8 protein-coding genes are annotated in these 15,243 nt (G+C 45.2%); 7 read left to right on the top strand and 1 reads right to left on the bottom strand.

The annotated features are described in order from the left end of the window. Window positions 1-5: 5 nt before the first annotated feature. Window positions 6-1,049, bottom strand: a complete 1,044-nt coding sequence (locus HC752_RS18005) for a substrate-binding domain-containing protein (RefSeq protein ID WP_238930559.1) — start codon at window positions 1,047-1,049, stop codon at window positions 6-8. 150 nt (window positions 1,050-1,199) lie between these two features. Here HC752_RS18005 and HC752_RS18010 point away from each other — a divergent pair, with 150 nt between their 5' ends. The 7 genes from HC752_RS18010 (at window position 1,200) to HC752_RS18040 (ending at window position 15,227) form a co-directional block, all read left to right on the top strand. Further along, a complete protein-coding gene (locus HC752_RS18010) occupies window positions 1,200-2,318 on the top strand; it encodes a substrate-binding domain-containing protein (RefSeq protein WP_190336556.1) in 1,119 nt (372 codons plus the stop codon). Continuing rightward, entirely contained in the window at window positions 2,315-4,789 is a 2,475-nt protein-coding gene (locus HC752_RS18015) for an EAL domain-containing protein (RefSeq protein WP_190336557.1), read from the top strand. Before HC752_RS18010 ends, HC752_RS18015 begins: the two co-directional genes overlap by 4 nt. 313 nt (window positions 4,790-5,102) lie before the next feature. After that, window positions 5,103-8,651: a type I restriction-modification system endonuclease gene (gene hsdR, locus HC752_RS18020; protein WP_190336558.1), complete on the top strand. Its 3,549-nt coding sequence runs from the start codon at window positions 5,103-5,105 to the stop codon at window positions 8,649-8,651. A gap of 120 nt (window positions 8,652-8,771) precedes the next feature. Then, window positions 8,772-10,412 (top strand): N-6 DNA methylase, encoded by a 1,641-nt coding sequence (locus HC752_RS18025; RefSeq protein ID WP_190336559.1) that lies wholly within the window; start codon window positions 8,772-8,774, stop codon window positions 10,410-10,412. Then, window positions 10,412-11,899 (top strand): restriction endonuclease subunit S, encoded by a 1,488-nt coding sequence (locus HC752_RS18030; RefSeq protein WP_190336560.1) that lies wholly within the window; start codon window positions 10,412-10,414, stop codon window positions 11,897-11,899. The genes HC752_RS18025 and HC752_RS18030 overlap by 1 nt, the downstream gene beginning before the upstream one ends. Window positions 11,900-11,960: 61 nt before the next feature. Further along, complete coding sequence (locus tag HC752_RS18035; RefSeq protein WP_190336561.1) at window positions 11,961-13,910, top strand: McrB family protein; 1,950 nt, start codon at window positions 11,961-11,963, stop codon at window positions 13,908-13,910. Continuing rightward, a complete protein-coding gene (locus HC752_RS18040; RefSeq protein ID WP_190336562.1) occupies window positions 13,911-15,227 on the top strand; it encodes an McrC family protein in 1,317 nt (438 codons plus the stop codon). Window positions 15,228-15,243 lie beyond the last annotated feature (16 nt).

Raw genomic sequence — 15,243 nt, forward strand, 5'->3', positions numbered from 1 at the left:
TGATTTTATGGATCGGAGTAACGAAACGCCTCTCGTCTAAGGGTATTCAGTTTGACATCACTCATGCCGCTGTGAGCCACCGTAATACGCCCGAGATAAATAAGTGGCACTTCTGCCGAGCGCCCATCAACGTAGAACTTGATCGCTTCAGCGGTGGCAACACCCAAATCATCGCTCATTCGCATGGGGGTCGCATCCAGTTCATCGAGTTTGATTTTCTCAATTTCTTTCGCCGTACCGCCCCACCCAGTAACAAAAATATCTTTGTGTTTTTTGGCTTCTTTTAATGCGTCTATCGCGCCCATGGTCATGGCGGTATTGGCGTTGTGAATCATAGACACTTCAGGAAAGTTATCCAATACCAAACGAACACCATCAGCTCCCCCGAGCTTTTGATACTGCCCAAAATGTTCGTAAAGATTTAGCCAATCGCCCTTTTCTTCTACGCAATCAATAAAGCCTTGTGATCGCTGGGTATCGGTAATTCCTGGAATGCCTCGATTGACGGCAAACTCAACACCTTTCCCTAACTCCTTGATTACATAATCACAAAGTACTTCGGCACCCATTGCACTGGAAAAATCAAACCAAGCGTCTGGCTGATGTGTCCATGCAGGGTTGGGGGTGTGAAACGCCCAAATAAATGTTCGGAAATCTTCAGATGCGGCGAGCTTTTGAATGTTGTCGGCTTGTAAACCGAGTTCAGATGGTCCAAAGATAACAAAATCATAGGGAATGTCTGATTTGAGAACCGTTTCAGTATATTGTGTTTGCAATGAGTGCTCGATTTGCTTTGACGTAAATTCATCAATTTCAAACGCGAGGTTCAATGCCTCCAAACGTTTTGTCATTGCTGTGAAGTTACGAACCCAAAAATCAGAAATATCAGCGCTCGGATAAATGATTGCAATACGAACGGGTTTTTTCAATGCCTTAGTCAGGGGTTCAGCGTTGGCACTGACCGTAATCTGAAATTGATTGAGTTTTTTAACATCTATTTGATATGCAAGGGAGTTCTTTTCTTTGTCGCTCTTGGCTAGACCTTCCATTGGCGTCGCAACAAGAGTCATGAATACAGCAGCAAGAAAAGTTTTGTAAATCTGGCTAACCATCACTGTTACCAATTATTTAATTATGTATTAACATTATTGTTAATCTATATAAAAATGCTTACAAAAAAACAATTAAATATACAATATATGAAGAAAATCATACGCTGGTTCGTTTCTTGGTTCATAGTTGCTTATAGTTCATGCAGTATTGCCAACGCTTCTGAGGAGGATTTTCTCGCTTATGCACGTGAAAAAGTAGCAAAAGCGGTGGCAAGTGACAGAAATTGGGATGGTCCTACGCGTGGTCCCAAAATTGTCTTTGAGAAGAACATCATCTTCATTGCGTCCGATCTGAGAAATGGTGGGGTGTATGGTGTGGCGAGAGGAATGTCGCAAGCCATATCGAATTTGGATTGGCACCTTCGCTTTATTGATGGGTTAGGTTCTGAGGTCAGGCAGGGCGCTGCGTTACGAAAAGCCATTGGGTTTGAACCTGATGCCATTGTTCTTGGGGGAATCGATGCACAACGTCACCGTGACATCCTGAAACTTGCAGAAAGTTTAGGGATAGTGGTGATTGGTTGGCACGCGACCGAGCAAGCAGGTGGAAATGACGATCTTGGCTTGTACACGAACATTACGACCGATCCGCTCGATGTAGCCGAAGTTGCTGCACTATTGGCGATCGTCAATTCTAATGGCAATGTTAACGCCGTTGTCTTCACCGATCCTAATTACGAAATTGCCACCATAAAAGCCAATATGATGGCGGATACCATTAAACGCTGTAAAACTTGTAATCTTCTTGAAATACAATCCCTTCCGTTAGATAAGATCGCTGGGGAAATGCCAGAAACATTTAAGAATCTTTGGGACAAATACAAAGAGAAAATTACCCATATTCTTGCGATTAACGATTTGTACATCGATTATGCTATCCCGTCGCTGGAGTCCAATGTAAAAGAAGGAAAACCCGTTCCGAACAATATTTCTGCGGGGGATGGAAGTAAAGCAGCGTATAAGCGCATCGATCAAGACTATTTTCAGTTAGCGACCGTTCCAGAACCACTTTACCTACAAGGATGGCAGACCGTAGATGAATTAAACCGAGCGTTTCATGGTATGCCGCCAAGTGGTTATTCGGCGTCTGTCCACCTCGTGACGCCAGAAAACGTAGCAGAGCTTATCAGTCAAGAAGATACGGAAATTTATGATCCTCAGAATGGTTATCGTGACGCCTACCTAAAAATATGGAAGGGTCAATGAAATTGAATCAAGTCAGTATTACTCAGCGCCTCATCTTCTCCAATCTATTGCTCTTGGCTATTCTTACCATCGCCCTATTCACGGTTATTCGTTCTCTATATTACGTTGAGTCAACGCTGAAAACGGAAGCCTCCGAGCACATTTCTGTGCTTACGGTGAATTCGGAAATTAGCCGCAGAGTGTTCGCGTTGACTTCAAGAGTCAAATTACTAGAGCAAACGTTTCTGTTTAGTGAAACCACGTTGTCGGAAGAAGCGTTTAATATTGATCTTCAATTACAGCGTTTGAGAGACCTATCGACTAACCGAGATTTCTCGCAGAAAATGGACTCGTTTATCGATAACTTTCACCGTTTTTTGGGTAGTTCGTTAGCGCTGAACCAAATTCTTAAACAAACTCAAGAAATTGACGGTTCTTTGTCTGAACAGCTTGATCAACTTGAATTAGTTGTCGCCGATAGCAAACTCACCAATATCCACGAGCTAGAGTACCTGCGCTATAACAATGAACTTGACTTGGTGAATATGCTGCGCGAAGTGTTTCTTACCGTTGGGAAAATGGTTGGGAGCATTCACAGCCGTATCACACCCGAAACCGAGAAAGTGCTGATCATCGAGATTCAAAAAGAGCTGGATATCTTTTTGCTGCACTTAGAAAACGTCGACATCGAAACCAACGAAGTCAAAGCGCAAAAAAAACGAATGAAGCGCACCGTAAAACGCTATAACGCAGCGTTGCGACGGATTAGTGCGAACCTAGAACAGCGTTGGGTAGTAATGAAAGCGTTGGTGAGCGCGCAAAACAAACTGCTCGATATGGTTGAAATGACAGAAGCACGTGTTCAAAAGCAAGCACTGCAACTTTCACAGCAATTGGAACAAGAAATTAGCCAATCCCGCTTTAATGCCATCATCATCAGTATTCTGGCTTTTTTCACTTCCTTACTTCTGATCAGTCAGGTGGTGAAACGACATATTCAAAAACCGTTGGATGATTTAAAAGAAGGGTTTGAAAGGCTCGAATCTCAAGGGGCGAATAAGCCGATCGACCTAGGAAGAACGGATGAATGGAGCCACATAGAGAATGCGTTTAACAAGATGGCCCTTCGGTTGTCTGAAGCCTATACCGACTTGAATGATGAAAAGAAAAACTTCGACTTTTTAGCCCATCATGATCCCCTGACTGGCTTAGCCAACCGGCTATTGGCCACGAAAAGTTTGGATGAAGAGATCGACAAGGCGACCAAAGAAGGCAGCTCCTTTCTTCTGCTGTATTTGGACGTTGATGAGTTTAAAACCATTAATGATTCCTTAGGGCATGCTTCTGGTGACAGCTTGTTGGCAAGCATCGCAGAAATCCTTGACCAGTTAATTACGGACGTTGGATTTGTCGCCCGAATGGGAGGGGATGAATTCATGGTGGTTTTGACCAAAGTCGACAGTTTATCGAGTGGTGAAGTACTGGCGGATCGCATCAACAAAGCATTAAGAAAGCCGTATTACATTTACGATAAAACGGTGTTTGTTTCCGTCAGTATTGGGGTTTGTCAATTCCCTAATCATGGCGTTGATGGGGAAACCCTTATCCGAAATGCAGACACAGCGATGTATCACGCGAAGCGTAACGGTAGGGATCAATACCGCGTTTATGCCGATAAGATGACATTAGAAGTCACCGACTTGATTGAAACCAATGTTGGTTTACATCATGCGATTAAAAATGATGAGTTGGTTGTGTATTTCCAACCTAAAGTTGATCTCAATTCCCAACAAGTCATTGGGGCGGAAGCGTTAGTGCGCTGGCAACACCCTAAATTGGGATTACTTCCCCCCGTTGATTTTTTAGAGGTCGCCGAGAAAAGCGACTTAATTATTGATATTGATAAGTGGGTATTCAGAGAAGTCGCCAGCTTGATCTCAGAGTGGCAAAGTGAAGGCACTCGCTTAGACGGCGTGATATTCTCGGTCAACTTCTCGGCGAGAATGTTCTACATGACGGATCTGGCTGACCAGTTACAGAGTATCTTAGATGAAACGGACTGTAAGCCTCATCAATTACTGTTGGAAATAACAGAACGGGATATGATGCGTGATTTTAAAACTTGCGTGCGCACCATCGAAACCTTGAGAACGCGAGGCTACAAAATAGCGATCGATGACTTTGGTACCGGCTACTCGTCACTTTCTGTTCTCAAAAACCTATCGGCAGACTGCATCAAGCTCGACAGAGGATTCATTCAAGATGTGAATTCATCCAAGCTCGATTATGAAATTACCAGTGCCGTCATCAAAATGGCCCAAGTACTGGATTTGGCGGTAATTGCAGAAGGGGTAGAAACCCAAAGCCATGTCGATACGCTGCTGCAAATCGGTTGCCGCTGCGCTCAAGGCTACTACTTCGCCAAGCCACTTCCTGTTCATGATTGGCTTGCTTATCTGGTAGATGATCAGAAGAAACAGCGACAAGGTTAACTTAACCCGCCCAGTTCAACGAAGGAGACCGTAAGGTCTCTTTTCTTTAATTTAAAGCTCTTTTTGTGTGAGATAAGTGGAATATCAATAAGTATCGAACAAACTCTAACCATACGTAAAGTAAATGTGATCTGAAGTGTGGAGTATTGCGAAAGTTATCATTACACTTGCTCGAACGGCGCACCTAAGTGCGTAATAAGAACAAACCTTATCGACAAAGGCAAAAGTCCAATAACCCCGGCACTGACCGTCCATGCCATATAAAGTCGGTAAGCAGAAGTAATGAACAACGAATACAAGCAAGGAAGGACACATGGCTAGGTCTAACTTCGAATTCCTGAAAGGCGTAAATGATTTCTTGTACGCTATTGCTCGCGCAGCAGAAAAAAACTATCCGGATGACCCAAACACCACGCTTGCCAAATTGCGAATTTTTGGCGAATCAACTGCAAAACACCTAGCAAAATTGCTAGACATCCCAATTCCTGAGAACCAATACGATCTCCTACGTGAATTGGGCAAAATCCCTTTTGTCGATGACGGCATTCTTAACGTATTCCATAAGCTACGTAAAATAGGCAATCAGGCAGTACACGAGTACCACGATGATTTGCAAGACGCTGAAATGTGCCTACGATTCGCGTTCCGTATCGCGGTGTGGTATTACCGATTAGTCACCAAACAATACGATTTCCCTGCACCAGAATTTGTTCTGCCAACCTCTGAAAATAATGAGCAATTTGAACAGGAAATCGCCTCTCTGAAACAGGAGCTGGCTCTAGCGCGCCAAAGTGAAAAACAAGCGAAAGAGCAATCCAAAGCTGAGTACGAAGCTCAGCAGGCAAAGTTAATCGCATTGAGTGGTTATATTTCGGTATTGGAGAGTAAGCAGCAAGAAACACAAGTTCAGTACCAAGCTCGTATTCATGCCCTTGAAGCCAAGCTTAAAGAACAAGAAGCAGAGCTCTCTAAGAAGACAGAAGCCGAACGTAAAGCGTATAAGAAACAAATCATCGATGAGGCGAAATTACGCCCTCTAGACCTAAGTGAAGAGGAAACCCGTTATCTCATCGATACCCAGTTGCGTAAAGCTGGCTGGGATGCGGATACAAAAAAATTGACATTCGCCAATGGCACTCGTCCTCAAGTTGGGCGCAATATGGCCATTGCTGAGTGGCCAACAGGCAAAGATGAAACCGGAAGAACAGGCTTTGCCGACTACGTACTGTTTGTTGGTTTAAAGCCAGTCGGTGTTGTCGAAGCGAAGAAAAGCAACAAAGACGTATCCGCCAAGCTGAACGAGGCATACCGCTACAGCAAGTACTTTGATAATGATTTCCTGCGTGATCAATTGCAACACGCTGCCAATGATGACAAAGAGCAAAAAGCCGTCTTAGACGCTATTCCTCTTTCTTTACCCACGTGGGCAGACTCCAGTGGCAGTGAACGTTTTAAGATCCCATTCTGTTTTTCTGCCAATGGGCGAGGCTATAGAGCCGCCCAGAAAAACAAAAGCGGGATCTGGTTTCGAGATGTACGCCACCCAACCAATATGCCCAAAGCCCTGCCAGAGTGGCACCGACCGGAAGAGCTCATCGCCAAGCTAGACAGTGACGACCAGCTCAACAACAAGTGGTTTAGCAAAAACGCAGACATGAGCGACCTCGACTTACGTTACTACCAAGAGGAAGCGGTGCAAGCGACCGAACAAGCCATCATCAATGGTGAACAAGACATTTTGCTCGCCATGGCAACGGGTACAGGTAAAACTCGAACCGCCATTGCCATCATGTATCGGTTGATCCAGTCGCAGCGCTTTAAACGCGTTTTATTCCTCGTTGATAGAACATCACTGGGTAAACAGGCATTAGATTCGTTTGAAGACACCAGCATCAAAGGCGACACCTTTAATACGATTTTTAACATCCAAGGGCTCACGGAACGTTTTCCTGAAGACAGCACAAAAATTCACGTAGCAACGGTTCAGTCGCTAGTAAATCGTACGCTTAAAAGTGATGAAGTGATGCCCGTTGGGCGTTACGACTGCATTATTGTAGATGAAGCGCACCGGGGCTACATTCTTGATAAAGAACAAACCGAAGGTGAAGAAAAGTTCAGAAGCCAACTAGATTTTATCTCTGCGTATCGCAGAATCATCGACCATTTCGATGCCGTGAAAATCGGCCTTACCGCCACTACGGCAGTGCACACCCTTGATATTTTCGGTGGTGTGAAGAAAGCTCCGGTTTACCGTTATCTTTACCGAGAAGCAGTGGTGGACGGTTACCTGTGTGATCAGGATCCACCCCTTCGCATCATCACCAAGTTAAGCGAAGGCGGCGTGTATTATTCGCAAGGCACAGAGGTACAACGTTTGTCTAACCAAGGTGAACTCATCAGCGACACCCTAGAAGACGAACAAGGCTTTGAAGTGGCCGACTTCAACCGCGCATTGATTGCCTCTAACTTTAACAAAGTGGTATGCGAAGAGCTGGTGAATCACATAGATCCAACCAGCTCACAGAAAACATTGGTATTCTGTGTAAACAACACGCACGCCGATACCGTCGTTGAAGAGCTACGAACCGCCTTTAAAGCCAAGTACCCTCAGTTAGAGCACGATGCGATCATCAAAATCACCGGCGATTCAGACAAAGACGCAACCAAAGTCCAATCGATGATCACTCGTTTCAAAAAAGAGCGCTTGCCAAACATCGTCGTCACCGTTGATCTGCTCACTACGGGGATTGATGTCCCAAGCATTGGTAACCTCGTGTTTATGCGCAAAGTGCGCAGCCGTATTTTGTATGAGCAAATGAAAGGGCGGGCAACTCGCTTGTGTCCAGCCGTGGGGAAAACCGCGTTTAAGATCTTCGACGCCGTGGATTTGTATTCCACGCTGGAAAGTGTCGATACCATGCGCCCTGTTGTGGTTCGTCCTAAAGTGGAGCTGCAAACCTTAGTGAACGAAATCACGGATTCTGAAACGTACAAAGTGAAGGAAGCGGATGGCCGAAGCTTTGCGGAACATAGCCACGAGCAATTGATCGCCAAGCTTCAACGCATAGCTAAACATGCAGAATTCAACCGTTACAAATCAAAAAACATCGACAGCCAAATCAAACGCCTAGATGAACTTTGCTTAAGTTCAGCAGGGTGCAATTTCGGCAATCTTGCCAATACACTCAAGCAGAAAGGCCCCAAATGGTCGGCAGAAGTGTTTAACAAGGTGGCCAGCATGGTCGGGCGATTAGAGCAGCTCAAACAAGAAATAAACGACTTGCGAGACATGCCGATTTTCACCGACGTAGACGACGAAGTCTTGCGCGTTGAAACCGTGTATGGCGAGCATGAAACCGCGCAAGATTTTTTAGAAGCCTTTGACGCGCTGGTGGATCGTTCCATTAACCAGCAAGAAGCGTTAAACGTGATCGTCAACCGCCCAAGGGATTTAACTCGAAAAGGCTTGTTAGAACTGCAAGAGTGGTTCGATGCGCAAAACTTTAACGAGCCAACCCTCAAAAAAGCGTGGAAAGAAACCAAAAACCAAGATATAGCCGCTCGCCTTGTCGGTCACATTCGCCGAGCCGCCATTGGGGATGCGCTATTGCCATTTGAAGAAAGGGTCGATCTCGCGCTGACCAAAATCAAAGCGCAAAACGCGTGGAGCGCCGAGCAGCTAAACTGGCTTGATCGCCTTGCTTCATCCATTAAAGAAAAAGTGGTGCTCGACGACGACACCTTTAAAACCGGGAATTACAAACGCAAAGGGGGCAAACGCAAGCTAGAGCGCGTCTTTAATGACGAATTAGACAGCGTTCTCACCCAATTTAAAGAATATATGTGGGATGCGCCCGCCTAACTCAGTAGAATCGAACCCAATTTAATGTAGCCAAATGAAAGGCAAGTGCTGGGCGTGGTTCAAATCAGAACCTGAGAACGTACATCGCCGCACTTGCCTATAACAAACAAGAGAACAAACATGAACAATAATGATCTGGTCGGCAAACTGTGGAAGCTGTGTGACAACCTGCGCGATGGTGGCGTCTCTTACCAAAACTACGTCAACGAGCTGGCGTCTCTGCTGTTTCTGAAAATGTGTGAAGAGACAGGTCAGGAAGAAGAATTGCTGCCAGAGGGTTACCGTTGGGCCGATCTAAAAGCCAAGCTAGGCCAAGAACAGCACCAGTTCTACCGAAATATGCTGGTGCAGTTGGGTGCCGACGACCACGCCATTGTTCGTGCCATTTTCCAAAACGTAAACACCACCATTACCCAGCCTGCGCAGCTCACAGAGCTGGTGAACAACATGGACAACCTGGAATGGTTTGACGAATCCGATTCTGGGCAAGGGCAAGGCAAAAGCCGCGACGACTTTGGTGACATGTACGAAGGGCTGCTGCAAAAAAACGCCAACGAGACCAAGTCTGGCGCGGGGCAATACTTCACCCCCCGTGCGCTCATCAGCACCATTGTTAAGCTAATGCAGCCGCAGCCCCTTGAAATCATTCAGGATCCGGCAGCAGGCACCGCCGGCTTTTTAATAGAAGCAGACAAGTACATAAAAGCCCACACCAACGATTTAGAAACCCTAAGCGGCGACGACCAAGACTTTCAAATGAAACAAGCCTTTGTTGGGCTGGAACTGGTGCCAGAAACCCGCCGTTTAGCCCTGATGAACTGCCTGCTGCACGATATTGAAGGCGATAAAAACGAAGGGGCGATCCGCTTAGGCAATACGCTTGGTAGCGCAGGGGAAAACTTGCCAAAAGCCGATGTGATCCTAACCAACCCGCCATTTGGCAGTGCAGCCAGCACCAACATTACCCGCACCTTTGTACACCCAACGGGCAACAAACAGCTCTGCTTTATGCAGCATATCTATGATGCGCTTGAACCAGGTGGCCGTGCCGCGGTAGTCATTCCAGATAACGTGTTATTTGAAGGCGGTAAAGGTACGGAAATTCGCCGTGACCTAATGGACAAGTGTAACTTACATACCATCCTACGTTTGCCAACGGGTATCTTCTACGCACAGGGTGTGAAGACCAACGTACTCTTCTTCCAAAAAGGCACGCCAAAAAACAAGCACCAAGACAAAGGTTGTACTAAAGAGACATGGGTATTCGATATGCGTACCAACATGAACACTTTTGGTAAACGTCGTCCACTGACTGAAAAGCACTTTGAAGCTTTCATCAATGCTTATGGCACAGACAAAAACGGACAATCACCGCGTGAAGAAGGCGTATTCGATACCTTGGGTGCCATTTATCCAGAAGGTGAAACAGCAGAAAGCCTCTGCGAGCAAGCGCACAAGGATAACAGCGAGAAAGCGCATGTAGAAAGCAACGCGCGCTTCCGCAAATTCAGCCGTGATTACATTCGTGACCAAAAAGGCGACAGCCTGGATATCTCTTGGTTAAAAGACTTAGAAGCCACCAGCGCAGAAAACCTGCCAGAGCCAGAAGTACTGGCCGGTGAAGCGATGGCAGAGCTCACCGAAGCCATGTCGGAAATTTACCAACTGATGCAAGCACTGGGCGCGAATGATGAAGCAGAAGGGCAAAAGCAGTTGCTTGAAGAAGCCTTTGGCTTAGCAGAAAAGCCGGAGGCAGAGTAATGAGTGATTTGCCGAAGGGTTGGGCTGAAACTGAGCTTGGTAATGTAACTAATTACGGGGCAACGACTAAACCTGATCTAAAGACCATTGATGATGAATGTTGGGTCCTAGAGTTAGAGGATATAGAAAAAGATTCTTCTAAGTTGCTAAAACGGCTAAGTTTTAGTGACCGAGCGCCTAAAAGCTCAAAGAACTCGTTTGTAAAAGGTGATGTTCTTTATGGAAAGCTCCGTCCTTACTTGAACAAGATGCTAATCGCTACTGAAGATGGGATTTGTACGACAGAGATAGTGCCTTTAAAGGTGCCTAATGATCTTTTCGAAAACCGCTTTCTTTTCTATTGGCTAAAAGGAAAGCAGTTTAGTGACTATGTCAACGCAGTAAGCTACGGCGTGAATATGCCAAGGTTGGGCACAAAAGATGGCAAGAAAGCGCCAATGATAGTCGCCCCACTAGCCGAACAAAAACGCATCGTTGAAAAACTTGATGAAGTATTGGCACAGGTCGACACCATCAAAGCCCGTCTAGATGGCATCCCAGATTTGCTGAAACGCTTCCGCCAATCGGTACTCGCTTCTGCGGTGTCGGGTAAGTTGACGGAAGAGTGGAGATTAACCAACTCCCCCAAGAAAGTTGATAATAGTGAATTAGCTCAAATTAATGCAATACAAAGAAAAGAGAGCGTAGACGGTAGAACTCAAAAAGCAAAAACACTAGATGATATTCCAGGACTAAAACTACCAACAACTTGGAGTTGGAACTCTATTGATATTTGCTCCCTAAAAATTACTGATGGTACGCATCATTCCCCTCAGAGTTACCCAGAAGGGGACTTTATGTACGTAACATCAAAAAATGTGCGTGAGGGGTATCTAGATATGAATAACCTTACTTACGTAACTAAAGATACACACGAAGAGATTTACTCTAGATGTGATGTTAAATTTGGGGATGTGTTGTATGTAAAAGACGGTGCAAATACTGGACTAGCGTGTGTCAATAGTATCGACGAGCCAATATCATTGCTCTCTAGTGTTGGTGTGATTAAAGTAGCTGACTATTTGACTCCAAAGTATTTACAACACTACTTAAACTCGCCAATTGGACGCAAGCTTATGCTAGATAAGATGGGTGGAACCGCGATAAAAAGGCTTACATTGAAGAAAATTAAAGAGTCTCCATTATCACTTCCCCCATTAGAAGAACAAAAAGAAATCGTTCGTCTCGTTGACCAATACTTCGCTTTCGCTGACACCATCGAAGCGCAAGTGAAAAAAGCGCAGGCGAGGGTAGATAACCTCACCCAAAGTATTTTGGCAAAAGCGTTCCGTGGTGAACTGGTGGCGCAAGATCCAACCGATGAACCCGCCGACATACTGCTAGAGCGCATTGCCGAGGCTCGCGCCGATGCCGAAGCCCTCGCCAAGGCAGCCAAAAAAGCCGAAGCGGCAAAGAAAAGAGCCGCGAAGAAGGCATTAAACGCATAATTCTAATCAACCCCTTTGAGCGCAAGGTCAACGGGGTTTTTATCACAACAAATGGCTAGAAATGAATAACCAAATAACTTTCGAAGAAAGAGACATCTATGAGCAATTTGCGGATGTAGATAAATTGTCTCGTATGATGAAAAACTGGGAGCCAGAAGTCCTGAATTCATTTTGTAAAATTTTGAACTTGGCTCATCAGGCAGGGTTAGATGTTTACACAACCAATACTAAAGACAGCATGATTCGTATTGGAAGAAAAGAGAGGCATGAAACCGCACACTCTGTTTTTGCCACCTTTTCCCCGATGCAAAATGAGTTGAAATATAAGCGTAGATTTGGATTAGAAGGCGCCGATGATACGGAGGTTTGCCAAACGAATGAACGGTTATTCGAACGCTTACAGCAGTCAAATTTGTTATCGGAGTTCAGTAAGAAGTATTCAATTGAACGCTCTCCTTACAAGCCGAAAGATTATCCAAATAAAGAAATGCTTTCAGATAGTCCCGATCACTCATCGAGTGGGTACGTAGCCCCTCTAAACCAAATCCTTTACGGTCCGCCCGGCACAGGCAAAACCTATCACACTATTGAAGCGGCAGTAAAAGCCGCTGAGCCGGGCTCTTATTGGGAAACTCGGAGTGAGTTAAAAGCCATATACGATGATCTGGTAAAAGCCAAACGCATCCGGTTTGTTACCTTCCATCAAAGCTATGGCTATGAAGAGTTTGTTGAGGGTCTAAGCGCAACCACAACAGACAACGACCAAGTCAGATACACCATTAAAAAGGGCGTATTCAAAGCCATTGCGGATGATGCCAGAGAAAACCTGAAAAATAGTCAGAAAGATCAGCAAGCACTGAATGAGGAGAAAAAATTCGAACATGGTTTAGAGGCGTTGAAACTCTCTGCTTTTTATGACTCGGCTGGAATTTCCCTAACCGAAGCGGTATCGATCATTGATATTACGGAGGAAGGTTTTCGTTACAGCGGCAGTAACTGGAAGGCTTCTCAGATCATGAAGTTTTCGGATTTAAAAAACCTCTATTTGGCTGGTGTAGATAATCGGCAGGAAGTGAAAAAAAATTCAACGGTATCGGGTTTAGCAAGAGAACATGCAACCTACTATTTTAAGGCACTCCAACAACTTAAAAGCTGTATGCCTAGTGAGATCGCAGGCTCAGAACCATGCCAAAAGCAGAACTACGTATTGGTAATTGACGAAATCAACCGAGGCAATATCTCTAAAATTTTTGGTGAGCTGATTACGTTGATTGAGCCAAGCAAGCGCATGCCCGCGGTTAAAAAACCGGAAGATGAGAGCCTAGAAATTCGTTTGCCCCACAGCAAACCATTATTTTCCGTGCCAGATAACTTGTACCTAATCGGCACCATGAACACTGCCGACCGTTCATTAGCCATGATGGACACGGCACTGCGCCGCCGTTTTGATTTTGTCGAGATGATGCCCAAGCCCGAGCTTCTGAAAGGCGTGGTTGTCAATGGTATCGACCTTGAGCGACTGCTTAAGGTGCTCAATGAACGTATCGAGATTTTATACGACCGAGAGCACACCCTTGGTCACGCCTTTTTTATGCCTGTTAAAAACAAGCTGGAAGATGAAGAGCAAAAACACTTGGCGTTTTCTGAGTTGGTTTCAGTATTTCAAAACAAGATTATTCCGCTTCTGGAAGAGTACTTCTTTGAAGATTGGGAAAAAATTCGCTTAGTACTTGCCGATAACCAAAAGCCTGAACACTTACAATTTGTGACCAAAACATCACTTGAACAAACAGCGTTAAAGCAGCTATTTGGCGACAGTCATGGGCTCAATTCCTTTGGTGAAACGTATCAGCAATATTCACTTAAAGAACATGAGTCGGGCGTGTGGCAAAACGCTAAGGCATACGTTGGCATTTACGCTCCCGACAGCGTGAACGAGGCTAAGCGTTCAGATGCGGCAAACACACAGTCAGAAGAAACAAAATCGGAACCCGAGCCGAGCGAGGCGTAAATGACCACGCCTATTGTTTATGAGTTTGGTTATTTGAGCTGTGAGGAAGAGGTGGCAAAAGCCAATGGCTATACGCTGATTTCCCTTTCTGCCTTTCAATACCTAGAGCAATTGTGCCTAAACAAACACGCTGGCAAAGTGGGGCGTTTTTTAAAGCTGTTTACCCGATATGGGCACAAAGTACTGCAAGTGCAAAACTATGTGGGTGTGATGTTTACGCCCAATGGTGAACACATTGAAGTGTTGCCCAAGTTAGCCAAAAAAAGCGACCAGTCTAAATCTGCAAACGTAGAGGCGAGAAAAAAGCTGCTTATGATGCTCAGGCATCTTCGCGAGTTTCGTTATATCGAAACCCATTCAGCAAGTATCGAGACGGAAAAAATGCCCTTGCTTGAGGTGTTTATTCAGCAGTTTTTACACAGTGTAAACCAGTTAGTGAAACGTGGGTTGCGCAGGGATTACGTACAATGTGAGGACAACCTTACCTTTTTAAAAGGCAAATTATTGGTGCCCAAGCAACTTCGGCACAATTTGGTGAATAAGCATAAGTTTTATGTCGAGTACGATGAATTTCTTCAAAACCGACCTGCCAACCGGCTGATTCGGGCAGCGTTGAAAAAGGTAGGCGCTTACACGCACCTCAACGCGAATCAACGGTGGATACGTGAGTTAGATTTTGCGTTTAATGACGTCCCGATTAGTCAAGACGTCAAAAATGACTTCGCTCAGGTGCAACTGAACCGAGGAATGAGCCACTATGAACGGCCTTTAGCTTGGGCAAAATTGATCCTTGAAGGCTTTACCCCAGTAAGCATGAAAGGCGAAGCCGAAGCGCCATCGCTTTTGTTTCCTATGGAATCGGTGTTTGAAAGCTATGTGGCGTCGGTACTTAAATCGCAGCTTAGTGAGGGGGTTGAGCTTACGACACAAGCCTCGTCCCAGCATTTGGTGATGCACAATGGTCAAAGTCAGTTTGGGCTCAAGCCCGATTTACTGGTGACCACGTCGAAAGGCTCCTCAATGGTGCTGGATACCAAATGGAAGTTAGTAGACGTTACAGCGAATAACTTTGGGTTATCTCAAGCAGATTTCTATCAAATGTTTGCTTACGGGCATAAGTATTTGAATGGAAAAGGAGAGCTTTTCTTAATCTACCCTGCTCATGATTCATTTATGGAGCCAATTCAGCACAGTTTTGATTTCAGCGACTCTTTAAAACTGTGGGTTGTTCCGTTTGAGCTCCAATCTGATGGGAAAAGCCAGCTAAAGTTGAAAGGGCTAGAAAGCTCATCATGCATTCATTCCGTTTTCCAATAATGGTAGAGCCAAAACA

It is taken from the genome of Vibrio sp. S9_S30 (genome assembly GCF_014694455.1).
GTDB lineage: Bacteria > Pseudomonadota > Gammaproteobacteria > Enterobacterales > Vibrionaceae > Vibrio.

Coding starts and splice junctions, on each gene's coding strand:
- HC752_RS18015 (WP_190336557.1), top strand. CDS start 2,315: ATGAAATTGAATCAAGTCAGTATTACTCAGCGCCTCATCTTCTCCAAT.
- HC752_RS18005 (WP_238930559.1), bottom strand. CDS start 1,049: ATGGAAGGTCTAGCCAAGAGCGACAAAGAAAAGAACTCCCTTGCATAT.
- HC752_RS18035 (WP_190336561.1), top strand. CDS start 11,961: ATGAATAACCAAATAACTTTCGAAGAAAGAGACATCTATGAGCAATTT.
- HC752_RS18030 (WP_190336560.1), top strand. CDS start 10,412: ATGAGTGATTTGCCGAAGGGTTGGGCTGAAACTGAGCTTGGTAATGTA.
- HC752_RS18025 (WP_190336559.1), top strand. CDS start 8,772: ATGAACAATAATGATCTGGTCGGCAAACTGTGGAAGCTGTGTGACAAC.
- HC752_RS18040 (WP_190336562.1), top strand. CDS start 13,911: ATGACCACGCCTATTGTTTATGAGTTTGGTTATTTGAGCTGTGAGGAA.
- HC752_RS18010 (WP_190336556.1), top strand. CDS start 1,200: ATGAAGAAAATCATACGCTGGTTCGTTTCTTGGTTCATAGTTGCTTAT.
- hsdR (WP_190336558.1), top strand. CDS start 5,103: ATGGCTAGGTCTAACTTCGAATTCCTGAAAGGCGTAAATGATTTCTTG.